Here is a 22,825-nt window from a genome sequence, read left to right as displayed (position 1 = left end):
GTGTTGAGCTGGAATCCTGAAGGTCGGGGCACAACCCCGGTCACCGCGGTATTCAGCTGCAATTTCACGCCGGCCCAGTCGCACTCCGTCAGCAATACCTCAAGGATATCCTTGCTGCTGTTGCGACCGAACAGCTGACCGGGCGCTTTTTCCTCATATTCGACGCCGTGGCGCTCAACAAGCTCGAGAAACTGCTGAGGGGTATAGCGTTTGAGCGCCGAAATGCAGAAGTGGGGGTTGTCTGACAGAAAGTTGGCTGGCGAGCAATTGAGGTTGGTGAAGTTGCAGCGGCCACCGCCGGACATCAGAATTTTTTTGCCGGCTTTGTTGGCGTGGTCCAGAACCAGCACCCGCCGGCCGCGGTAACCGGCGGTCGCTGCACACATCAGGCCGGCGGCGCCGGCACCGATAACGATGACATCAAAGTCGGATTCAGAAGAAGCTTGCATGTATTTCCGGCACGGCCTGGTAGGGGTTTGGGTGCGGGAAGTATAGCGGTCACAGGCCCTGCAAGCACACCCGGCGGCTGGCTGTTTACCGGTGCCGGGCATGGAGCGGCTGTTAAAAGTTGGTTATCAAATGATGGTTTACTTGCGTTATGACTGTGGACGGTCAATGGTTGAAGGGTAACATCAGGCAAAACAGAGACGCACAGGTGGATCTCATAACGATCCACGGATCTGATCCAAAAACATGAGTCGCTCCCGGATGGGCGGCACTAAGGAGGGTTTCATGCTTTACTGGGCAATTGTCTGTCTTATCATTGCGATTGTAGCCGGTGTGCTTGGTTTTGGAGGTATTGCAGGCACAGCCGCAGGGTTTGCACAAATTCTGTTCTTTATTTTCCTGGCACTCCTGGTGATTTCTCTGGTGGTGAATGCACTCAAGGGAAGAGGTCCCAAGGTGTAGCTCATCTGCTGTTGCCAATACGACTGCGCCGGAACCCGGAGTAGCAACGAAACTGACGGAGTAGGGCTGGGAGTGTGGCCGGATATCTGGTCAGGAGTGCTGAAAAGCCGGGGGCCCCCGGCTTTTTTGTGTCCTGCGTCGACCGGCTGGAATGATCTGGAACGGGTGAGCCGTCTCGCCGTTTGTGTTATATTGTAACATTGTCGCTGCGGTTCAGCGCCGATACACCAACGAAATCATTCGGAATTTCCTGCCATGAAACAGCCCATACCCACGTCCCTGATTCTCGGTTTTCTGGGAGCAGGAAAGACCACCGCTATACTGGATTTACTCAGTCACAAACCGGAAAACGAAGTCTGGGCGGTGCTGGTAAACGAGTTTGGCGAGGTGGGTATTGACGGTGCGCTGCTGGAACACAGCGGTGCTTTTGTGCGGGAGGTACCCGGTGGCTGCATGTGCTGTGTGGCCGGCTTGCCCATGCAGATCGGCCTGAACCAGCTGATTCACAAGGCACGTCCGGACCGCCTGCTGATCGAGCCCACGGGCCTGGGGCATCCTTCCCAGATCCTCGAAGTACTGACCGGCGAGCACTACCGCGACACGTTACGACTGGGGCCAGTGCTGTGCCTGGTCGATCCCCGTCGGCTGGAGGATCAAAGAGTTCTGGACAATGTACAGTTTCAGGATCAGGTAGCGGCGGCTGACATTCTCGTTGCCAACAAGACCGACCTCTGCAGTTCGGAACAACTGGCCCGGTTTGACCAGTGGGCGGCCACACTTGAGCCTGCCAAACAGATGGTCTTGCACACCAGTCATGGTCGGTTGCAACGCCCGTGGCTTGATGGCGAGACCGATCATCGCGATGTGGGCCACGCACAGGCGCACGAACATCACGCGGCCAGGGCGCAGGTGGCCGCCCCGTCACTGGACTCACAGCCCTGGCAGAGGGTTTGCAATCAGGGGCAGGGGCATCTGAGTATAGGCTGGCGGGTGCATCCGGAGACCCTGTTCGATGAAGCAACGCTGCTGGCACTGTCGATGGATGCACGCTTCCGGCGGTTCAAGGGGGTTGTACACACGACCGGTGGCTGGCGGTCGATCAATGTTGCAGATGGCGCACTCTCAGTGCTGTCGGCGCAGCCAGCTGAAAGTTCCCGGCTGGAACTGATCAGCGATCAGATGCTGATTCCTGCTGCCGTTGATCAGCAATTACGGCTCGCGGTAATCTCATGGCAACAATCACCAAAATGAAGGACTCAGATTTCATGATCAACACCATTGATACCTGGCACCGGCTGATGAAGGACCGTGATATTGCGGGGCTCGACGACCTGCTGGCAGACGAGGCGGTCTTTCATTCGCCGGTAGTGCACACCCCGCAGCGGGGCAAGGCCATCACCGGCAAGTATCTGGCGGCTGCCTTCCATGTGCTGGGAAACGAGAAGTTCCGCTATTTGCGCGAGGTGACCGCCGGTAACATGGCGGTGCTGGAATTCGAGACCGAGCTGGATGGCATTGTCATCAATGGGGTCGACATGATCGAGTGGAATGACGAGGGCCGGATAACGGACTTCAAAGTCATGGTGAGACCGCTCAAGGCCGTCAACACGCTCCACCAGAAAATGGCTGCCATGCTGGAAGCCCGCGGCTGAGTGTATCCCGGAAATAGTAGAGGAGTCCCGAGCTGGAGCAGACCACATGAAAATACGGATCACCCATCAGCGAGAGACTCTGGTTCTGCAGCTGATTCTTTTTGTGGAGGCGGTCATAGCCTTGTGGGATCAGCAGTGGCTGACGTTCGCCATCACTGTGGGCATTATCGCGGTGACGCTGCTTCCGTTGCTGCTCGAGCACCGCTACCGGATGTATATTCCCCCTCAGTTCCAGTTGCTGGCCATCACTTTTGTGTTTGCGTCACTGTTTCTTGGTGAGGTCAGGGATTATTACACCCGTTTCTGGTGGTGGGATATCCTGCTCCACACCACCTCCGGTTTTCTGCTCGGGATTCTCGGCTTTTTGCTGGTTTACGTGCTCAATGAGTCGGAAAAGGTGGATTTGCACCTGAAGCCTTTTTTCGTGGCATTCTTCGCGTTCATGTTTGCCCTGGGTGTTGGCGCACTGTGGGAGATATTCGAATTCACAATGGACTCACTGTTCGGCATGAATATGCAGAAACCCATGCTGAATGATCCCTCGGGCCTGACCGATACCATGATTGACCTGATGGTCGATGCTCTTGGCGCTCTGGTGATTTCCATCATGGGCTGGCGTTATCTGCGTGCTGGCAAGCGGGAATCGTTTCTGGAACGCTGGATTCGTCAGTTTATCGAAACCAATCCGGCCCTGTTCAGGGACTGATCATGATGCATACCGAACTGTCCTGTCAGGTCTGCCGGCATTCGCCAGTGCGGCACTTCATGACTATCGGCCAGCAGCGTTATGATCGCTGTGATCGCTGCCAGGCAACCCTGCTTGACCCGGGCTGCTACCTTTCCCCCGCCGGAGAGAGGGAGATCTATGAGCTGCACGAGAACCAGATCAATGATCCAGGTTATCGTCGTTTCCTTGCCAGACTGACGGAACCCTTGCTGGAACAGCTTCCGCCGCGGGCAGAGGGGCTGGATTTCGGATGTGGCCCGGGTCCGGCGCTGGCAAACCTGATGCAGGAAGCAGGGATGAGCGTGGCGCTTTATGATCCGTTTTTCTTTCCGGACCCGTCGCTGTTACGCAAAGATTGGGACTTCGTCACCTGTACAGAGGTGGCCGAACACCTCCATGACGCCTATGCTGTATTTCAGCAGCTTGTTCAGATGCTTCGTCCTGGCGGTTGGCTTGGCGTAATGACCTGCTTCCAGACGGACGATAGTCGTTTTGCCGGCTGGCACTATCGACCCACGTGGTCTTTTACCGGGAGAGTACGATAGCGTGGCTGGCCTGTCATTTCGGGCTGACGCTGACGATTCCAGGCAAGGACGTGGCTCTTTTGCACAAGCCTTTGCTGTGACTCGTCAACTGCAAGACGCTGGTGATCATCAGATGATGATCAAAACTTGAGAGGAACTGTTATGGGACTTGAAGTCGGTGGCCTGCTTGGGCTGATCTGGTTAATCATTGTGATCTGGGCAATCGTCAAGGTGGCGAAAAGTCCGGCAGGGCCTTTGGCCAAAGTGTTGTGGATTCTGGCTCTGCTGTTGTTCCCGCTGGTGGGGCTGATTGTATGGTTTCTGATGGGGCCTAAGGGTTAACCCGTAAGATTGTGTCCCGGGTCCGGATCATCGTGACCCGGTATTTTCTCTGGCTGTTACACCTTCCTTTTTTCCCTGTTCCGGGGCCCATCAGGGCGCCAGAATTTCCAGCTTCCTTTCCTGCCAGTTTAATATCGCGGTCCGGGTCACCATTCCGGAGGCGAGGTCCGGGAAATCGTTACGCACCACGTTTGCGGCAAACTCCGCCAGAAACCGGGATTTGAGTGTGGCCTTGGCCTTCTGGGGACCGGGTTCGAGGTAGGGTGACGACGACAGCAGCAAAAAGCCATCAGCCGGAATTCGATGGTTTTCCATATTGGCCCGGATAATACCGGCCGCCTGCCGGATAGGATGCGACAGGTCCGGACTGTAGGGGCCGATGATCAGGGCAAGGTTGGGGATGTGAAGAAAATCAAAGCCCCTGCCCACGCAGATAACCCATTCCCGGTGTTCGATCGCCAGTTCGCGCCGGCTATGGCGTATGTCCGCAATGTGGGCAATGTTTCCCGACACCATGGGGATCAGATCCCGCAGGATGGCGTCCGGCATATCGGGAAACAGTGACGACAGGGTCGCTGCCAGTTGTCGGTTGCTGGCGGTTGCGGTGGAAGCGGTGGTCGCCCACTGCGCCAGGTCCAGTTGCTGACCCGCCGGACTGTGCAGGATGAGCGCATCTTCGTCCGTTTCGAACCCACAGACCAGTGGATAGACCGTCTGGTGGACAGCGCCAAACAGGGTCTCCATTTGCTGACGAATTTCCCAGGCGTGGGCCATGGCGGCCTCGCGGTTACAGTCAAAACCTGCGCAGCCCCGGGCGCGGTCACCTTTGGAAAAATGATAGGTGATGATCATCAGTACCCGCCGGCCGCTGGATACCGCCTCCTGAACCGTATCTGTCAGCATGTCGCCAAGATAAGGCCAGCCGAGATTGAATATGCCACCCAGATTGCGAAAGGGACGAATGATGCCCAGTGGCGTGCGGGTCACATAGGGCAGGTGAATCCGCCCGTCCATGCACTTCAGGGCCACAATCTGGGTATCGTGCTCCGCCAGATAACGTTGCCTGGCCAGGTGGCTTTCAGGACTGCAGAAATTGGCACTGTGGGTGCGACTGAGCTCCATCAGCCAGTCGATTCGCTCGTGCAGTGGCCGGTGGTGAATGTCATTGGTCAGGGTTTGGCCGGTCATCGTTCGGCATCCTCAAGCAGGTCGATCAGCAATATATCTTCCGCGTACATGTCTTCACGGAAACGGATGCGACCCTCGGCATCACCCCGGGCTGTCCAGTAGGCCATAACCACCGGAACCGGCGCGGGCAGGCTCAGATTGCGGGTACGGCCGGATTGCAGGACGCTGTCAAACTCGGATTTGCGTTTGTTGTCAGCCCGCTGAAACAGGGCTCTGGTGAGATCCATTGCGTTCTCCACCCGAACGCAGCCGGAGCTGTAAAAACGGTTGGGCGTATCAAACAGCCGCACCGAGGGGGTGTCGTGCAAATAGACTGAGAACGGATTGGGAAACCGGATGGCAACCCGCCCCAGGGCATTGCCTTCACCTGCGTCCTGGCGAAGAATCAGACCGCCAGGCCTGGACCAGTCAACGATCTCCGGGTCCAGTTCGGTGCCCTCCCGGTCCAGAACCCGGATGCGATGCGAACCGAGGTAGTCCGGGTCCTGCTGAATAGCGGGCAGGGTATCCTGATAGAACACAGTCGGAGGAATCGTCCAGGTAGGGTTCAGGGTGACGTGAGTAATGGAGGACGACAGTTCCGGAGTTTTCCGTTCCGGGCGCCCGACCTGGGCCTTGCCGGACCAGATGACCTCGCCATCATTCCGATACTCCACCCAGGCGCCGGCAATGTCTACCAGCAAGGCTTCGTTATCCAGTTCCTGGTTCAGCCACCGCAAGCGCTCCAGGTTGGCTCGGATTTTGGCAAGCCAGGCCGCCGGCGGTGCATTCAGGGCCTCGGTAGTGGCAGAGCCGACAAGACCGTCGCTGCGCAGGCCATGGTCTCGCTGAAAGGCACGCACACCCTGCTCGATGTCGGTGTTGTACAGGTGCGGGTCTGTTGCATTGACATCATCCTGCACATAACCCTGCGCCGCCAATCGGGACACCAGGCCAGGAATTCGGGTACTGGACTGGCCGGGGCGCAACATGGGACCGGGTTCAACCTCAGGCCAGCTGACCGGGTATAGTCGTCTGGCCTCACGGTGGGCATGGCGCAGCTGCCGGTAAAGGTCAAGAGCAGGACGAGCCTTCTGGTAGGCACCGCGGATGCCATCGTTACTGGCCAGGGAGTCAGCGGCCAGGCTGGCGAGTTCCCGGGGCTCAGGAGCGGCGGTGCGATGTTGCCAGAAAAGGCCAAGTTCAGCCGGATTTACCCGGCCGTACTTCAGTTCTCCCAGTGACCGGATAAAACTGTAGGAGACCAGTGCCGCCTCGCATTCTGCAATGGTGTCGCCTTCGTTGAGTCTGGCTTCCAGCTGGCCAATTTCTTTCAGGTAGTAATTCTGTGGCTGCAGGCCGTCGATACGCAGCCGGTCCAGTTCGCGGTACAGGCGTTGCAGTTGCCCGGTATCTGACCACAGCTCGCTGTGACTGTTTTGTTCGCCCAACAGGTCGGTAGCCTGTCGGAACAGGCTGTCTGGGGCACCGGGCAGGTCGCAGTGTGGTCCGGTGATCGGGTCCAGGCCATTCACAATTTGCGTGGCTGGCGCTGTCAATGGCAACAGCATTGCCATCACCGTGAAGCAGGCGCGGAAAACAAATCCATTTTTAAGTCTGTTGCTTTTTGTGTGGTTTTTGTACAATTCGAACCGCATCTCAGATCACCTGGTTATTACTGTTGCATACTGGGGTCTGCTTTTTCTATCGATGCAGGAGCTGTTGCTCCCAATACACCCCCATAAGGATAACGGAATGATGATCAGAGGCTTGAGACGCGCTCTGTTTACGATGTCTTGTGTGCTGACCTTCAGCCTGGTTTCCTCTCCCAGTGTAGCAGCGGGTGGCGACGATGTACTCTTTGAAAGGCTCGCCAGCGCCGCACCGAAGCTGAATCGCCAGGTCCTGCGCTACGCACTCGACGCATCCAGCTGCGCAGTGCGCAACGGGGTGGAATCACCGGAACGCCTGGCGGTTATTGATTTCTCGTTACCCTCCAGTGAGCAGCGAATGTGGATTTTCGATCTTGCAACCCAACGGGTGGTGCTGCGGGATCTGGTTGCTCATGGCCGCAACTCGGGAGACCATGAAGCAACGGCGTTTTCGAATGTTCTTGGCAGTTACCAGTCCAGCCTCGGCCTGTTCCGGGCGGCGGAGAGTTATAACGGGCGCCACGGCTATTCACTGCGCCTGGACGGCCTTGAGCCCGGGGTCAATGATCTCGCCCGCGAGCGCGCCATTGTGATTCACGGTGCCGATTATGTGGATCCGGACTGGGTGAGTGCTTACGGCCGTATCGGCCGAAGTCTGGGTTGTCCGGCGGTGCGCCAGGATGTGGTCAACCTGGTGGTTGACAACCTCAAGGGCGGGCAGCTGGTGTTCAAGTACTACCCGGATCAGCAATGGCTGCAGACGTCTGGACTGCTGAATTGTGACGACGCCACGGTTGCCGCCGCCCGCAATCATCTGGCCTCGTTGAGCCAGGGCTCCTGACCTTACTCTCACTCCCGTTTGCTCCCCCGCCCCGATTATCTGCAGCACACCAATGCTTTACCGGGGTGGCACAGCGGGCGGGCCGCACTTCCGCTGCCCGCTTTCCCGCTGATCGCTCTCCTGCTTCGTCTTTTTTCTGGTTCCCCGGCCTTTCAGTTCATGATTGATGTGAACTATGCTTGGCTGATTAAACGCCGATAATCGACAAGCTGTAACAGGAGACAGGATTTCATGCCATCTGACATGCTCAAGGGCAAGCGCATTCTGGTCACCCAGGCAGAGGATTTCATGGGTCCGATGCTGTGCGAGGTATTGCAGGAGCACGGTGCCATTGTAATCGCCAGCAATGCTGATATGACCGATCCGGAAACGCCGGCACGGCTGGTGGCCGACGCCGGCCACATCGATATTGTGGTCGCCAATCTTGCGGTGCCTGCACCGTCCACCCCGGCCGTTGATGTTTCGCAACAGGAGTGGCGTGATACCTTCGCGGCGCTGGTGGATCCCTTGCCACGCCTGTGCCAGGCCGTGCTGCCCTCCATGGTAGCGCGCAGGAGTGGCAAGATCCTGGTGATGGGCAGTGCCTCGGCACTGCGCGGTATGAAACGCACGTCCACCTACAGCGCCGCCCGGGGCGCGCAGCTGGCCTATGTTCAGGCGGTGGGTGTGGAAGTGGCAGCGCACAATGTGCAGGTCAATGTGATTGCCCAGAATTTTGTCGACAATCCCACCTATTTTCCGCAGGACGTTCAGGATAACCCCCGCTTTCAGGAACGGCTGAAACGGGAAGTGCCGCTGGGACGTCTGGTGGGCGCCCGGGAGGACGCGGAATTTGCGGCCTATCTGTGCAGTGATGCAGCCAGTTGCTTTGTCGGACAGGTCTTTCCGGTATGCGGTGGCTGGGTGGCACGATAGCAGGCCGCTACCTCCGGTAATCCGGCAGCGGGACACCAGGGACGCATCGTGAAAAGGAAGCGGCAATGACGGACACAGGTGTGGTACTGACCGGTGGCGGTGCCCGCGCCGCCTATCAGGTGGGTGTGCTGAGGGCCATATCGGATATGTACCCCGACTGGGAAAACCCGTTCCGGGTGATTCTGGGAACCTCTGCCGGGGCTATCAATGCAATTGGGCTGGCCAGCGCAGGGGACAGGTTTCGGCATAGTGTCAGTCATCTGGAGTCACTGTGGCTGAAGCTGACAGCGGATCAGATCTATAAAAGCCAGACCCTGGATATTATTCGTAATATGACGGGGGTCGCCCTGCGTGTGTTCGCGGGTTCAGGGGAGGGTCCGCCGGGAGCACTGCTCAACAACAGCCCTTTACGCAAGCTGCTTGAAAAGGAAATTGACTTTGAAGCGGTGCATGATGCGATCCAGTCAGGCCGCCTGGGGGCAGTAGGCGTTAATGCCTGTGGCTATTCAACCGGCCAGAGCGTGTGTTTTTTCGAGGCTGCAGAAACACTGAAAGCCTGGTCGCTTGGCCAGCGTGCGGGTTCCCGTACCGTGCTGACGGTGGATCATATACTGGCCTCTGCGGCCATTCCCACGGTGTTTCCGCCCGTCCAGATCAACCGGGAATACTTCGGCGATGGCGTCACTCGTCAGATGGCGCATATCAGCCCGGCACTTCGTCTGGGAGCGCAACGGGTTCTGGTGATCGGCGTCAGTGCCAACGGCGTGTCTCCGGTGCAGCGGCCCGAGACGCCGCCGAGCCCCACCTTTGCCCAGGTCATAACGCAGGTTTTCAACGGCATGTTTCTGGATACGCTGGATTATGATATCGAACGCCTGCGGCTGGTGAATCAGTTGCTGGAGCTCATACCGGAAGATCGCCTGAAAGCCTCTGGCCTGCAACTCAGTCCGGTAAGCCTGCTCGAGATTTCGCCGAGCGAGCCGATCGACGAAATTGCCGCTGAATTCATGGGCGGCATGCCACTTGTACTGCGCAATCTGGTGGGTGCCACTGATGCCCACCATGGCACTTCAAGCAGTCTTGCCAGCTACCTGTTGTTTGATCCCCGGTTCTGTAAGGCGTTAATCAAACTGGGCTATCAGGACGGGCAGAGTCATGCCACCCAGATTGAGCGCTTTTTCCGGGCTGAGGACCAGGCGCAGAAGCAGGAGGGTCACTGACGGAGCTGGCGTCAGAACGTCGACAGTCCGCTGGCTTCCATAAACCGGTAGCGCCAGTATCTCAGCCTCGACGTATCGGCACTGCTTTCGTAGGGCAGACTGAATTCAGCTGTCGGTGGAATGTCAGTGATGCCCGCAGTGCTGTCTCCGCTCGGCACCTGCCAGAGCCGGTTAAACAGGGCCGCCGTGGTGGTGAACGGGGGCCGGGTTGAGGGCCCGGTTACCAGGACGTCTGTTTCCAGATTCAGGTCATCCAGATTACGCCGGGTGAAATTGGCAGAGCCTATCAATAGTTCGCTGTCGCCTCCGGTACTGTGCCGCAGCAGCAGTTTGTTGTGGCATTGCTCTCCATGGGTATTGCACCAGCGCACGGTAATGCCGGCGTGGGTCAGTTCGGTGGCAACCTGGCGATTGGGAATGCCGTTTTTCCTGTGACCGAATGCATCCTCATTACGATCCAGCAGCACCCGCACTGCGGCGCCTCTCCGGCTGGCCCTGACGAGGGCCTGAACCAGGTCGCGATGGGACAGGTAAAACATCGCCAGGTCCAGCTGATCTCCTTGCGCGGAGTTATTGATCATGGTGAGGGCTGCGTCCCGGATCGCCGCTTCAGTCAGGATGCTCCCCCTGGCTTCTTCGGAATCGGTATCCGGGTTGTTGGTCGCGGTAGCGTGGCGAGCAACCAGGTCGTTGAGCGATTCGGGAATGTCGGCTCCGGAAAACGCCAGCACTGCGATTTCAGTTTCCAGAAGATCTGCAGCTGCAGGACCGCTGAAGGCCAGTGCCGTGTTCCAGTGGCGGCTGCTGCCGGCGTGAGGATTGGCCGAGGTGATCAGCCCCCGCAGCTGGTCACCTTCATCGACGATCAGTGTTTTACGATGGTTGGCCTTGAAATTCGCCAGTGCAAGATAACTGCGCAGGGGGACCTTGCCCTCGCCGAGGGCGTTGGGTAACCAGCCGCCCTCGGTGCTGTTGCCAAACCACTGGCAGCAGACCCGCCAGATTGACGACCAGAACGGATTCGAGTCCCTCAGTGCCGGTAGTCTGGTTTCGGTGACCGGTATGCCAGCGGCGCGCAGGCGCTCAAAGTCCGGTTGGCGGATGCCACCATAAACGGTGTTGATGGGATCGGTAATCACCTGCACCATAAGATCGGGCACCTCCTGTTTTCGCTGGATCAGGGCGTCCGCGAGTTTGCGTGAAAGGGGCTCGAAGCTATCGTCCGGAGCCGTGTCGTTGAACAGGAACATGTCCACGACCACCAGCTGTTCAGCCTGACCGATCAGCCGGAAAACCTCGTCAAATATCTGGTGGGCGTGCCGGTGTTCACCGTTGTCATGGCGCCAGCTCACATCCGTTAACAAGGCAACGTCGTACAACAGCCCGGGTGAAGTCGCCCGGGACAGCCCTGCCGGTAATGGTTTGAACGTGTTATAAATACCCGTCGCCACTATGAGCAGGGCGATGAAAGCAGCGAGCAGTTTCAGTGAGATCATGGGCATCCGTGCAGGTCTCCGGGGCTGGACCAGAAATGAATCCGTTAATAACAAGAAGGACAGAGGCGTATGATAGGTTACGTAACAGTTGGTGTCAGCGATATGGAACAAGGCAAGGCATTTTATTCCGGCCTGCTGGCCGATATGGGTGCCAAAGTGCTGATGGATATGGGGCGAATCGCGTTTATTGGTGAGAGCATGGGCAAGCCAATGCTGGCCGTTTGCACCCCCTATGACAACGGCGCACCCAGTGCCGGTAACGGCAGCATGGTTGCGATTCCGGCCGGATCCAAGGAAAACTGCGACACGCTCTACCAGAAGGCCATTGAATTGGGTGCGAGCTGCGACGGTGCTCCGGGACAGCGGATTCCTGACCGGTTCTACGGAGCCTATGTACGTGATCCGGATGGCAACAAGGTGGCTTTTTTCCATTTTGGCTGAGTAGTCATTCGCCTCGGCCCGCAAGGGCTGAGGCAGCCATGAACGGCAGCAGGAGGCGCAATGTCAGATCTCAATGATCCCCGGGTGTTATTTGCGGCTGAGCGCACCCTGCTTGCCTGGAACCGGACCAGTCTGGTGCTGATTACCTTTGGCTTCATGGTGGAGCGGGCAAACATTCTGCTGCACGTGCTCGCCCCGGAACAGGCGGGCTCATTCAAGGATTCGGTCACCTTCTGGCTGGGTATTGCGTTTATTGCTCTGGGCGCGTTCAGCGCGTTCTATTCGTCAAAGCAGTATTGGGTGGTTCTGAAAACCTTGACCCCGGCGGAGTTTCCCAAAGGTTACCGGGTAACCTGGGGACTCACCATCAATCTGATTATTGCCGTACTGGGCCTGGTACTGGCCGTTGCCCTGGTGATTGGCCAGTAGCACGCCCGGCCAGATCAGTCCGTTATTTCCCCAGCCTGGCGCGCCCGTTTTAACCTCGCTGTTCCATCAGCCCCGATGGTCTTCCTAGTCAGCATCCTCCAGAACCAGTGGCTGGCTGCGTATCAACAGCCGGTTACCGTCCAGATCCTGTGGGAAATTCTCGCCTCTTGGCGTGGTCTGCTCGGCCAGGAGCTCAGGATCCGTGGTGGCAAGGCGGACGCTGGTTTCATTGCCTTGGTAGCGCCGGTTGCTGCCGTCAGTCCAGTTCATGAGGACCAGCGGCAGCGTGGCATCCTCGGTGGTGCCCATTATGTATTCGTCATAGCGTTCGGGGATTTCCAGGAACAGTATCTCTTCCAGCCCGACCATATCCTGGTAGAAGTCCCTGGCGGCTTCCAGATTGCTGACGCCGATACCAAATGCTGCGAAATAGGGGCCTTCGGCCTCACTGCTCTGGACCATCTCGATGAGGTTGTTGTCCGGATCCCGGCCAAAGCCGACAATCCCGAACTCGCCTTGGGGTGTTGGCGGCAGGGTAAGATTGCCACCGGCATTCTGGAACGCCATGGCGTAGGCGGAGGCATCCGGGGCGTAGAACACCAGTTTGCCGGGATTGTCGGTAACGTTGCGACCTACGCCGTCCATGAACTGGGTCAGGGTCAGCTGGGCGCTGAACGGGCTGTCCGGAGCGGCAAGAATGACCTGGCGTACGGCCGAGGTTTCTATTTCGGTAACAACCTCCATTCCGAGGCCATCGGTGTAGATGGGAAGCGATTCGGCAAGGCTGCTGACACCGATTTCGGCACCGGTGAGACGGCTGGTGACATCGACCCGTGAGCTGTTGCCGTCTTTGTCATCGGTGAAAATTTCCCATTCGCAGCCAGTCAGCAAGGTCGCCAGCACCAGGCACAGCGTCCGGCCGGCCAGTCGCCGGGCGCCGTCAGACCGGGTACTTGCAGAGGTGAACAGGTCATTGGTGAAAGCGTTGGGCTGCATGCTGATGTCCTTATAATCGTTGTTGTCATGTGTCCGTACTGAAGTACCCGCGCACCGTCACATTGATTTGGGGGCGAGACTGTCTGCTTCGACAGACGGGGTTTTCATCAAACAGTTTTTCAGATAGTCGCTCGCCTTGCCATTAAGACCTAGTGAGATTCCGGCGTCTCGCAGTACCTTGACGAATTAACCAGACGGGACACTAGTGCCCCGCACAGACCCGCCAGCAGGCATCCCTTGCACCTTCAATATCGCTCTCGGAAAGGCTGATATAACCCGCTTGCTGGGCTTTGATCAGGTTCACTAAAGCGCCCCAGACTATTGCCATAATGATCTCGGCACGCAGGTCATCCCTGAACACTCCCTGCTGCTGAAGCTGCTGGCTGGCTTTGACCCGGCGTTGCAGCACCTTTTTTTCCAGTGCGAGAGAATCTTTGTCGAGGTATGGTCGGTGATCCTGAAGCTCCAGGAAACGGAATGAGCGCGGGTTTTCCAGGGCAAAATCCATCATTCGCTGCCAGAAGTTATTGAACCCGGCCCGTGGGTCGTCGCCTGGTGCTACTTCCGTTGTAAGGTAGCCTTCTATGCGTGCTTTCTCAGCCTGAAACAGCGCGTTTACCAGGGCCTCCTTGCTGTCAAAGTACCTGTAGATGGTACCGGTACCGACTTCAGCACGAGCGGCTATATCCGGCACGGCAACACCGTTAACGCCGGATTCGGCAAAGCGTGCGAGGGCTGCCTCCAGTATGGCGGTACGCTTCGGGCTGGCTGGTGCTGCCGCAGCGGTCTGTGCTCTTGCTGGCATGGTGATCCTCTGAATCGCTTTCCCTGCATCAACGAATGAACGTTCGTTCATTAACCTAGTACCGACACACCGAAGTTGCAAGTGCGGCGTCACCCGTTTGGGAACACAATCCGGGAATTACCGTCTGTGCCTGTCACCAGGGAGAGTTTTCGGGAGCCGTGGGGATTCTGATAAACGGATTTGACCGTAGAAGCATTAGGCTTCATGCTAATCCGGTTTCATAACGCAACCGGAGAATAACCGTGACTGAGTATAAAAATCGAGCTGTGGTCCTGAACCGTCGTCCAGAAGGTGAGATTCGCGACGGCGATCTGGTGGTACAGGAACGTGAACAGCGTCCGCTTAAAGATGGTGAAGTCAGAGCCCAGACCCTGTGGTTGTCGCTGGATCCCTACATGCGTCCCCGTATGAACGATTCCAAGGGATACATGGATCCCATCGGCATTGGCGAGACAATTGTCGGTGAGAGTGTGGGCCGTATTGTCGAGTCGAAATCAGACCAGTATCAGGTCGGCGATCTGATCACCAGTTATTCGGGCTGGCAGGAATATTCTGTATTCCCCGGCGATGCGCCGATGGTCTACAAGATCGAGCCAAAAGCGGGTGTTCCCCTGCAGGCCTACCTTGGTGTAGCCGGCATGCCGGGCCGTACCGGGTATTGTGGTCTGATGTACGTGGGCAAACCCAAAGCTGGCGAAACCGTCGTCGTATCGGCGGCCTCAGGCCCGGTCGGCACGGTGGTAGGGCAGACCGCGAAGAAGGAAGGCTGTCGGGTAGTAGGGGTGGCCGGCGGCCCCGAGAAGTGCCGTTTTGTGGTGGAGGAGCTTGGTTTTGATGCCTGCGTGGATTACAAGGCGGGCAATCTGGAAGCCGATCTGAAGGCAGCCTGTCCGGACGGTATTGATATCTACTTCGAGAACGTCGGCGGGGCGGTTACCCGAGCAGTAGCACCGTTGCTGAACAAAGGTGCCCGTGTGCCAATCTGTGGCTATGTGTCAGCCTACAACGCCGCGGATATGGCCAGTGTGGAAACGCCGTTTCATGTTCTCAAGGCGTTGGATGAGGTTCCGGAGCATCGCTTTTTCCTGGTCACCGAGTGGCAGGCCCAGCATCAGGAAATTACCACTATTCTGACGGATCGGGTTGCATCCGGGGAACTGAAATACCGGGAAACGGTCGCTGAAGGCCTGGATAATGCAGTTGAAGCCTTCAAAGGCATGCTGAACGGCAAGAATTTCGGCAAGCAACTAGTGCATATTGCCGATTGAGGTATTCAGACTGACTCCGGCCAGCGCAAGGCTGGCCGGAGCATGGCAGCATGAATCCGAGGCCCGGTAACGAAGGGCCTGGACATGATGTCTGGTTCAGACGATCTGGGCGTTGTGGTAGACGTTCTGTACGTCGTCCAGGTCATCCAGCATATCAATGAATTTTTCGAACATTTCCACGTCGTCGCCACTGACCTCGGTGCTGGTCTGGGGCAGAAACTGAATCTCGTCCACCTCAAACTCCAGTCCTTCGAAGGCTTCCGTTAACGCCTGCTTCGCCTTGAAGTACTCGGTATTGGGCGTGAACACGGTGATCAGGCCACCCTCGCTTTCAATATCCGTCACATCCACATCGGCCATCATCAGAACTTCCAGGGCCGCTTCCTCATCCTCGCCGTGAAAGGCCAGAATGGCACAATGGTCGAACATGTGGGAGACACTGCCGGGCGTGCCGATCTTGCACTTGGTCTTGGTAAAACACAGTCGCACATCGCCGAAGGTGCGGTTGGGGTTGTCCGTCAGACAATCGACGATGACCATGCAGTTACCTGGCCCGAAGCCTTCATAGCGGGCTGCAGAGAAGTCTTCACCGGCGCCACCCCGGGCCTTGTCGATGGCCTTTTCGATGACGTGGCCGGGCACCTGGTCTTTCTTGGCGCGGTCAATCAGGCCCCGCAGGGTCAGGTTGGCGGCAGGATCGGGGCCGCCGGATTTGGCACATACATAGATTTCACGCCCGTATTTGCTGTAAACACGGGTTTTGGCGGCCGCGGTTTTGGCCATGGAGTCTTTGCGGTTCTGATAGGCTCTGCCCATAGCTATGTCCTGTTGCTGATCAGATTCATAGAAAGAAGCGAATAGTACACCCTGTTTTACCGTTGAACCACCAGCCATCAGGCTCTTTGTGCGTTGCCCCCGGTCTGCTGTCAGACCAACCGGTTCGAGCCGCCGTTTAACGGAGGCGGTCGCGCAGGCGGCGGGCGCCCCGTCGTAATATGCGCTCAAGGGCTCGTTGCAGACTGTTTCCGGTAAACGGAATCACTTCGTCAAATTCGATGGTGTAGTGCAGGCGGGTATGGCCTTCGGTGGTGTCGGAGAGTCGCACCCGGCCATGATGATTGCGAAAGCCACTGAGACTCGTAACGGTGTACTCGATCAGGCGTTCGGGCTCGAACGTGAGTATGGTCTCTTCAAAACCGACCGGGCCAAGACCAATCCAGCGGACCGAGCCGGTGCCATTGGGGTCGGCCTGATCACTGTCCCTGATTCGCCGGACCGGCAGGCCGATCAGGCTGCCCAGGCGATTATGGTCCGCCAGGTGGTCGAAGACCCGGTCCCTGCTAGCTGGTAAGATGTCGATCAATTCCGCTTTGTAGGCTGGCATATAATGGTCGCTGATAAATTATTATTGGTTTCAGATTAGCCTACCCTGAACGTCAGCTATGTAAAAGCCGCCGGCAGTAACCTATTTCATCAGGACGAAGTCATGGATCAGCAGGACCCCGGGCAACCACGCCCGAAAAGAAACAGGCTCTCGGTACCCGCCGATCTGACCACGCCGGTATACGGACTGTTTGCGCTGGGCATTCTCTACACCCTTTACCTGGCCCACCAGATCATTCTGCCCATTATCCTCGCCATCATGACCAGCCTGTTGCTGTCGCCCCTGGTGCATCGGGCCAGTCGCTGGCGGATTCCGCGGGTAGTCAGTGCGCTGGTGCTGGTGCTGGGTCTGCTGCTGGCCCTGGCCGGCATCGGTGCGGCTGTCGCGACGCCGGCGCTGGAGTGGGCTGAACGGGCGCCTCAGGGAGTGTCGCGGTTGTTGCTGGGTCAGGGTGAGTTCAGAAGTAAAATTGACCGGGTAACAGAATCTGCCCGCAAAGTGGAAGAGCAGGTAGAGGGGCTGTCGGACAATCAGGAGCAGCCCACGACCGTGGTCCTGCAGACCGACTCCTGGCGCAATCAGCTGATGACCAAGGTGCAGAATGGCCTGGCCGGTCTGGCGCTGGCGCTGGCCCTGACCTACTTTCTGTTGGTCAGTGGTGACCGGTTGATCCAGAACCTGATTCGCCAGCAACCCCGCAAACAACGGCGGCGGTCGCTGCGTATCGTCCATGACGTTCAGCACGAGATCGGACAGTATCTGGCGGTCATTGGTCTGAGTAATGTGATTGTGGGCACGGCAACCGGGTTGCTGTGCTGGGCTGCGGGTTTGCCGGATCCTGTTGTGTGGGGACTGGTGGCAGGGCTGGCGCGGTTTGTTCCTTACCTGGGTGTGATTCTCACCATTGTTCTGCTGGCGGTCGTCTCGGCTACCAGTCTGGATGAGCTGTGGATGATGGCCATTGCGCCGATGGGCTATCTGGCCCTGACCTCGCTGATTGGCTTTTTTATCGAGCCCTGGGTGCACGGTTTCCGAATGGCCATCAACCCGGTCATCATTTTTGTGGCGATTTTCTTCTGGGGCTGGCTCTGGGGCCCGGTAGGGGTGTTGCTGGCAGTGCCGCTGATGACGGTCATTCAGGTGGTACTTGGTCAGATTCCTGCGTTGCGTCCGGTGTACCGGGTAATTGCGCGTTAGGCCCTGCGCTCAGCCACGAAAATGGCGGCTGTCCAGCCCGAGTTTTTTCATGCGGGAGGCGAGGGTAGTGGCTGGCAGTCCCAGCAGCGAGGCGGCGCCGTCGTCACCAAATACACGGCCACTGCTGGCCTGCAGAGCGCGCATGAGATTGGTTTTCTCGATCTGTCGCAACTCTGCTTCCGTCAGGATGCGGTCGCTGATGTGCCGTTCAGGACGGGGAATCTGATCAGGATGGGCGGATTCGGCGTTCTGGTCCGGATAGCCTTTCAGGTCAAAATTCAGGGCGCCCTCTGCGGTAATCACCTGACGCTCAATGGCATTTTCCAGTTCCCGCACGTTTCCCGGCCAGTGATAGTCCTGTAGCGCCTGAACGTCGCCTGGTTGCAAATTCAGAACCGGACGATTGAACTTCTGACAGGTCCGGTTCAGGAATTCCTGGGCCAGCAAGGGGATATCTTCGGGCCGTCGGCGCAGTGGCACCGACTCGATGGGGAACACGTTCAGTCTGAAATAGAGATCTTCACGGAAGATCTTCTCCTGACTCTCGGCTTTCAGGTCGCGGTTGGTGGCGGCGATCACCCGCACATCCACGGCGCGGGTCCGGTTGTCTCCGACCCGCTCGAACTGCTGTTCCTGTAGCACACGCAAGAGCTTGCCCTGCAGCTCCAGCGGGATCTCGCCCACTTCATCGAGAAAGATGGTGCCGCCGTCCGCCAGTTCAAAGCGCCCGATGCGATCGCTGACGGCGCCGGTAAACGCACCCTTGATGTGGCCGAAAAACTCACTCTCGAACAGGTCCCGTGGAATGGCGGCGCAGTTGACCCTGATCAGTGGCCGGTCCCGGCGTCCGCTGGCTTGATGGATGGCACGGGCAATCAGTTCCTTGCCGGTTCCGGACTCTCCGGTAATCAGCACGTTGGCATCAGTGGGTGCCACCAGGCCAATCTTGCGGACAATACCTTTAATGGCGTCGCTCTTGCCGACAATTTCATGGAAGTGGTGCTCCGCGCTCAGCTCTTCCTGCAGGTAGGCGTTCTCCATCTCCAGACGGTGCTTCAGGTGCTCCACCTCTTCCAGCGCCTTGCGCAGGCTCTGTTCCGCCTCCCGGCGCTGGGAAATGTCCCGGAACACCACCACGGCACCCACCGGGTGGCCGTTGTCGGTGATCGGAGTGCTGGTGTACTCCACCGGAAAGCCGGAGCCGTCCTTGCGCCAGAACCAGTCTTCGCCCACCCGGTGCACGGTGCCGTCATGGAAGGCCGCATAGATCGGACATTCCTTCAGGGGAAACAACGAGCCATCCTCGTGAGAGTGGTGTACCACCCGGTGAACCACCCGCCCCATCAGCTCATCGCCGCGCCAGCCCAGCATCCGCTCTCCGGCCGGGTTGATAAAGATGGTCCGGCCTTCCGCATCAACGCCATAGATGCCTTCGCCCACGGCGTGCAGGATCAGCTGGTTTTCCCGCTCCATATCCTTGAACAGTTCCTCTACCCGTCGCCACTCCAGCAGGCCGCCACGGTGGTAACGGTTGGCTTCGTGGCGCTCCCGCAGAGTGCGCAGCCATTCCCGGTCCCGGGCCAGGATCACGATTTGCTGTGAGTCATCATCACCGGCCCGGGCGGCAGACAACTCCAGCTCAATGGTTCGGCCTGCCCGGTTGCGGACACTGAAGTCCCGGCTCCAGGCCTGGCCGCGAAACAGGGTTTCCTCGGTAAAGGCCACCAGTCTGGCCCTCTGGTCCCGGAAAATGTGCGTGCAGGGTTGCTCACATACCTCGCCCAGGGTCATGCCCAGAAGCCGCGCCAGGGCAGGGTTTACGTCCAGTATTTCATCGGTGCCGGCGTCCACCAGCAAGGCCGGATCGGGCAGTTGCGCAAGTAGCGAGGGCGATTGTTTGTGAGGTCTGGTGGGCATGATCAGCGGGCTCCAGTACTGACGACGGCCGATGTCTGGCCAGTTCTTCAGGGCCTTGTCTGGCCTGGCCCTGAGTTTTCAGGAACGGCTAATCAAGATTCGCGCCATCTCTACGAAAATTCGTGGTCTGAACCACGAAATATCGTGAATTACGAGAATTCGTGATCGTGACGAAATGTCGTGAAAGTTCTATCCCATTGAAAAATATATGGTAAAAAATTACTGAAGAAATGGCACGAACTCTGCGTTAGTCCCCTTACGAACGTGACGTTCTGAATCTGGAAAATCCGGCTTCAGGAAGACATGCACAAAGACGGTGCGAAATACGTCTGGCATTGCACAACGAACAGCCAAGGGGAAATCACTACATGAGCATCAAAAGCCTGAACAATCCGTTTGACGGGAACCAGTCGCTTATTCATAGCAAGCATTGCGGTTGTAACGATTGCAGTGGCATCTCCGAAATACACGTGAACAGGGAGTCGGTTGCGGCCACCACCGCTGATGTTCCGGATGACTCGGAAGCGATGCTTGATCGTGCTATTGAAAGTGCGGTGGTGCGGTCGGTGTTTGGCCATAACGATCACAGCCGCCGCAGTTTCATGGCCATGGTGGGCGCCGGATCCGCCGCCGCCATGCTGGGCAGCTTCTTTCCCCTGGAAAAGGCCAAGGCAGCCGTCAAGGAGTCCCTTGGCAAGCTGGAAAAAACAAAACTCGCGGTTGGCTTTGTGCCTATTACCTGCGCCACTCCCATCATCATGGCGCACCCGCTGGGCTTCTATGAGCGCTATGGCCTGGATGTCAGCGTCGAGAAAACGGCTGGCTGGGCGGTGGCCCGGGACAAGTCCCTGGCCGGGGAGTACGACGCCTCCCACATGCTGACCCCGATGCCGCTGGCCATGACGCTGGGGGCCGGTTCGGTACAGCAGGACTACATCATGCCGGCGGTGGAGAACATCAACGGCCAGGCCATCGTGCTGCACGTAGACCATAAGGACAAGCGGGACCCGAAGCAGTGGAAAGGCTTCAAGTTCGGGGTACCCTTCGAATACTCCATGCACAACTTCCTGCTGCGATACTATCTGGCTGAGCACGGTCTGGATCCTGACCAGGACGTCCAGATCCGGGTAGTACCGCCACCGGAAATGGTTGCCAACCTGCGCGCCGGAAACCTGGACGGTTATCTGTCGCCAGATCCCTTCAACCAGCGTGCGGTCTGGGAGAAAGTGGGCTTCATCCACGTTCTCACCAAGGAAATCTGGGAGGGTCACCCCTGCTGCGCCTTTGCCTGCAGCCAGCGTTTCGCCACCGAGAACCCGAACACCTACGGGGCCCTGCTGCGTGCCATAATCGATGCCACCCAGTACTCGCAGGATCCCGCCAATCGCGCCGAGATTTCGGAAGCCATTGCGCCACGCAATTACCTCAATCAGCCGGTACCGGTGATTCAGCAGGTGCTGACCGGTCGTTACGCCGACGGTCTGGGGGAGATCAAGGACGATCCGGCCCGCATTGATTTCGACCCGTTCCCCTGGCATTCCATGGGCGTGTGGATCCTCACCCAGATGAAACGCTGGGGCTACATCGAGGGTGATGTGGACTACCGCAAGGTGGCGGAGCAGGTCTATCTCGCCAGTGATACCCGCAAGGTCATGGAGGAGCTGGGTTACACCGCGCCAGCGGAAAACTACAAGAACCACATCATTATGGGCAAGACCTTCGACCCGGCTGAGCCCGAGGCCTACGTCAACAGCTTCGATATCCGCAGGGGGTAATGGCTATGGCTTCTGTATCCGTCAGAGCAGCCATTCTGTCCTTCACCTTTCTGGTATTGGGGCTGGGACTCTGGGAGATGTCCTACGATACCTTCCAGGGCGCCAGTGGCGAGCTGACCGAATATGAAATACTGATGGGGGCTGCGGAGGAGAAGGCAGCAGTACCGCCACCCTCCCAGATCTTCAGTCACGCCTGGAACGAGCTGTCTGACCCGTTCTACGACCGGGGTTCCAATGACAAGGGTATCGGTACCCAGCTGGCCTATTCGGTCTACCGGGTGCTGCTTGGCTACATTGCGGCCATGGCCATTGCTTTGCCCCTGGGTTTCCTGATCGGCATGTCACCGCTGATGTACAAGGCGCTGAACCCCTACATTCAGCTGTTGCGACCGATCTCACCGCTGGCCTGGATGCCGCTGGCCCTGTTCATCATTCAGGACTCCAACGCCTCCGCCATCTTCGTGATCTTCATCTGCTCGATCTGGCCAATGCTGCTGAACACCGCCTTCGGGGTCGCGAACGTCCGACAGGACTGGGTCAATGTGGCACGGACCCATGAGCTTAATCCGCTGCAGACAGCGCTGACGGTGATCCTGCCGGCGGCCGCGCCGACCATTCTCACCGGCATGCGGATCTCCCTTGGTATTGCCTGGCTGGTGATTGTGGCTGCGGAGATGCTCGTGGGCGGCACCGGTATCGGCTACTACGTGTGGAACGAATGGAACAATCTCGATCTGGCCAGCGTGATTTTCTCCATCCTGATGATCGGGGTGGTGGGTATGTTGCTGGACCTGGCTCTGGGGCGGGCCCAGCGCCTGGTTGAATATAAAGAATGACAGGTCAACCGAACGGGGCCGGTTATCCGGCCCCCGACCGAGGAGAATCGTTATGAGCAAGCCATTTCTTGAAGTGGATGGTCTCGCAAAAGTGTATCCGGACAGCCAGGGGGGCGAGCTGACGGTTTTCGAGGATATTCGATTTGCCCTCAGCAAAGGCGAGTTTGTCTGCATTATTGGCCATTCCGGTTGTGGCAAATCCACCATTCTGAATGTGCTGGCGGGGCTTGATGAAGCCAGTTCCGGCAACGTGGTGATGAACGGCAAGGAAGTAAAAGGTCCCAGCCTCGAACGCGGCGTGGTATTTCAGAACTACAGTTTGCTGCCCTGGA

General features: G+C 58.0%; 25 protein-coding genes. 16 read left to right on the top strand and 9 right to left on the bottom strand.

Features of this window, described 5'->3' with window-relative positions:
* Positions 1–449, bottom strand: a 449-nt coding sequence (locus AAC035_RS04630; RefSeq protein ID WP_339800536.1) for an NAD(P)/FAD-dependent oxidoreductase, incomplete at its 3' end; no start/stop codon positions are given.
* 283 nt (positions 450–732) lie between these two features.
* On the opposite strand from AAC035_RS04630, the gene AAC035_RS04625 reads away from it, so the two are divergent.
* The 6 genes from AAC035_RS04625 to AAC035_RS04600 all read left to right on the top strand — a co-directional run bounded on the left by AAC035_RS04625 (position 733) and on the right by AAC035_RS04600 (position 4,154).
* Positions 733–909, top strand: a complete 177-nt coding sequence (locus AAC035_RS04625) for a DUF1328 domain-containing protein (protein ID WP_339800533.1) — start codon at positions 733–735, stop codon at positions 907–909.
* Between the two features lie 255 nt (positions 910–1,164).
* Positions 1,165–2,160 carry a GTP-binding protein gene (locus AAC035_RS04620; protein WP_339800530.1) on the top strand — a complete coding sequence of 332 codons (996 nt, stop codon included), beginning with the start codon at positions 1,165–1,167 and terminating at the stop codon, positions 2,158–2,160.
* 14 nt (positions 2,161–2,174) lie between these two features.
* Positions 2,175–2,561 (top strand): nuclear transport factor 2 family protein, encoded by a 387-nt coding sequence (locus AAC035_RS04615; RefSeq protein WP_339800527.1) that lies wholly within the window; start codon positions 2,175–2,177, stop codon positions 2,559–2,561.
* Between the two features lie 46 nt (positions 2,562–2,607).
* Positions 2,608–3,267 (top strand): hypothetical protein, encoded by a 660-nt coding sequence (locus AAC035_RS04610; protein WP_339800525.1) that lies wholly within the window; start codon positions 2,608–2,610, stop codon positions 3,265–3,267.
* Between the two features lie 2 nt (positions 3,268–3,269).
* Positions 3,270–3,833, top strand: coding sequence for a class I SAM-dependent methyltransferase (locus AAC035_RS04605; RefSeq protein WP_339800522.1), 564 nt, complete (start codon positions 3,270–3,272; stop codon positions 3,831–3,833).
* Positions 3,834–3,974: 141 nt separating this feature from the next.
* Complete coding sequence (locus AAC035_RS04600; protein ID WP_339800520.1) at positions 3,975–4,154, top strand: PLD nuclease N-terminal domain-containing protein; 180 nt, start codon at positions 3,975–3,977, stop codon at positions 4,152–4,154.
* A gap of 90 nt (positions 4,155–4,244) precedes the next feature.
* Here AAC035_RS04600 and AAC035_RS04595 read toward each other — a convergent pair whose 3' ends face one another.
* Together AAC035_RS04595 and AAC035_RS04590 are read right to left on the bottom strand one after the other, a co-directional pair.
* The gene (locus AAC035_RS04595; RefSeq protein WP_339800518.1) at positions 4,245–5,342 is read right to left on the bottom strand and encodes a hypothetical protein; all 1,098 of its coding nucleotides are present in this window, start codon (positions 5,340–5,342) and stop codon (positions 4,245–4,247) included.
* Entirely contained in the window at positions 5,339–6,892 is a 1,554-nt protein-coding gene (locus AAC035_RS04590; RefSeq protein WP_339800516.1) for a L,D-transpeptidase family protein, read from the bottom strand. The genes AAC035_RS04595 and AAC035_RS04590 overlap by 4 nt, the downstream gene beginning before the upstream one ends.
* 187 nt (positions 6,893–7,079) lie before the next feature.
* Between AAC035_RS04590 and AAC035_RS04585 the strand changes: the two genes are divergently transcribed.
* From AAC035_RS04585 to AAC035_RS04575, 3 genes are all read left to right on the top strand, one after another.
* Positions 7,080–7,814 (top strand): murein L,D-transpeptidase catalytic domain family protein, encoded by a 735-nt coding sequence (locus AAC035_RS04585; protein ID WP_339800539.1) that lies wholly within the window; start codon positions 7,080–7,082, stop codon positions 7,812–7,814.
* 231 nt (positions 7,815–8,045) lie between these two features.
* Positions 8,046–8,729 (top strand): SDR family oxidoreductase, encoded by a 684-nt coding sequence (locus AAC035_RS04580; RefSeq protein WP_339800513.1) that lies wholly within the window; start codon positions 8,046–8,048, stop codon positions 8,727–8,729.
* Positions 8,730–8,794: 65 nt separating this feature from the next.
* Positions 8,795–9,949: a patatin-like phospholipase family protein gene (locus AAC035_RS04575; protein WP_339800510.1), complete on the top strand. Its 1,155-nt coding sequence runs from the start codon at positions 8,795–8,797 to the stop codon at positions 9,947–9,949.
* A gap of 11 nt (positions 9,950–9,960) precedes the next feature.
* Here AAC035_RS04575 and AAC035_RS04570 read toward each other — a convergent pair whose 3' ends face one another.
* Positions 9,961–11,445, bottom strand: a complete 1,485-nt coding sequence (locus tag AAC035_RS04570; protein ID WP_339800507.1) for a phospholipase D family protein — start codon at positions 11,443–11,445, stop codon at positions 9,961–9,963.
* 69 nt (positions 11,446–11,514) lie between these two features.
* On the opposite strand from AAC035_RS04570, the gene AAC035_RS04565 reads away from it, so the two are divergent.
* The gene (locus AAC035_RS04565; protein ID WP_339800504.1) at positions 11,515–11,886 is read left to right on the top strand and encodes a VOC family protein; all 372 of its coding nucleotides are present in this window, start codon (positions 11,515–11,517) and stop codon (positions 11,884–11,886) included.
* Between the two features lie 60 nt (positions 11,887–11,946).
* On the top strand, positions 11,947–12,315 hold the full coding sequence (locus AAC035_RS04560; RefSeq protein WP_339800502.1) for a DUF202 domain-containing protein: 369 nt from the start codon (positions 11,947–11,949) through the stop codon (positions 12,313–12,315).
* Positions 12,316–12,399: 84 nt separating this feature from the next.
* Here the strand turns inward: AAC035_RS04560 and AAC035_RS04555 are convergent, their stop codons facing one another.
* On the bottom strand, positions 12,400–13,311 hold the full coding sequence (locus tag AAC035_RS04555; RefSeq protein WP_339800499.1) for a VOC family protein: 912 nt from the start codon (positions 13,309–13,311) through the stop codon (positions 12,400–12,402).
* Between the two features lie 202 nt (positions 13,312–13,513).
* Entirely contained in the window at positions 13,514–14,116 is a 603-nt protein-coding gene (locus AAC035_RS04550; protein ID WP_339800497.1) for a TetR/AcrR family transcriptional regulator, read from the bottom strand.
* Positions 14,117–14,358: 242 nt separating this feature from the next.
* On the opposite strand from AAC035_RS04550, the gene AAC035_RS04545 reads away from it, so the two are divergent.
* Positions 14,359–15,384 carry an NADP-dependent oxidoreductase gene (locus tag AAC035_RS04545; protein WP_339800494.1) on the top strand — a complete coding sequence of 342 codons (1,026 nt, stop codon included), beginning with the start codon at positions 14,359–14,361 and terminating at the stop codon, positions 15,382–15,384.
* Between the two features lie 96 nt (positions 15,385–15,480).
* Here the strand turns inward: AAC035_RS04545 and AAC035_RS04540 are convergent, their stop codons facing one another.
* Together AAC035_RS04540 and AAC035_RS04535 are read right to left on the bottom strand one after the other, a co-directional pair.
* On the bottom strand, positions 15,481–16,200 hold the full coding sequence (locus AAC035_RS04540; RefSeq protein WP_339800491.1) for a YebC/PmpR family DNA-binding transcriptional regulator: 720 nt from the start codon (positions 16,198–16,200) through the stop codon (positions 15,481–15,483).
* Positions 16,201–16,336: 136 nt separating this feature from the next.
* A complete protein-coding gene (locus AAC035_RS04535) occupies positions 16,337–16,768 on the bottom strand; it encodes an SRPBCC family protein (RefSeq protein ID WP_339800489.1) in 432 nt (143 codons plus the stop codon).
* A gap of 102 nt (positions 16,769–16,870) precedes the next feature.
* On the opposite strand from AAC035_RS04535, the gene AAC035_RS04530 reads away from it, so the two are divergent.
* Entirely contained in the window at positions 16,871–17,965 is a 1,095-nt protein-coding gene (locus AAC035_RS04530; protein ID WP_339800486.1) for an AI-2E family transporter, read from the top strand.
* 9 nt (positions 17,966–17,974) lie between these two features.
* Here the strand turns inward: AAC035_RS04530 and AAC035_RS04525 are convergent, their stop codons facing one another.
* On the bottom strand, positions 17,975–19,882 hold the full coding sequence (locus tag AAC035_RS04525) for a sigma 54-interacting transcriptional regulator (protein ID WP_339800485.1): 1,908 nt from the start codon (positions 19,880–19,882) through the stop codon (positions 17,975–17,977).
* Between the two features lie 368 nt (positions 19,883–20,250).
* On the opposite strand from AAC035_RS04525, the gene AAC035_RS04520 reads away from it, so the two are divergent.
* From AAC035_RS04520 to AAC035_RS04510, 3 genes are all read left to right on the top strand, one after another.
* Complete coding sequence (locus AAC035_RS04520) at positions 20,251–21,657, top strand: CmpA/NrtA family ABC transporter substrate-binding protein (RefSeq protein WP_339800482.1); 1,407 nt, start codon at positions 20,251–20,253, stop codon at positions 21,655–21,657.
* Between the two features lie 5 nt (positions 21,658–21,662).
* Complete coding sequence (gene ntrB, locus AAC035_RS04515) at positions 21,663–22,493, top strand: nitrate ABC transporter permease (protein WP_339800479.1); 831 nt, start codon at positions 21,663–21,665, stop codon at positions 22,491–22,493.
* Positions 22,494–22,545: 52 nt separating this feature from the next.
* Positions 22,546–22,825: ATP-binding cassette domain-containing protein (locus AAC035_RS04510; protein ID WP_339800477.1), on the top strand; the 280-nt coding region annotated here is incomplete at its 3' end.

The organism is uncultured Marinobacter sp. (assembly GCF_963974375.1).
Classification (GTDB): Bacteria; Pseudomonadota; Gammaproteobacteria; order Pseudomonadales; family Oleiphilaceae; genus Marinobacter.
The sequence above is the reverse complement of the archived record's forward strand: the minus strand, read 5'-3'. Positions and strand labels throughout refer to the sequence as shown.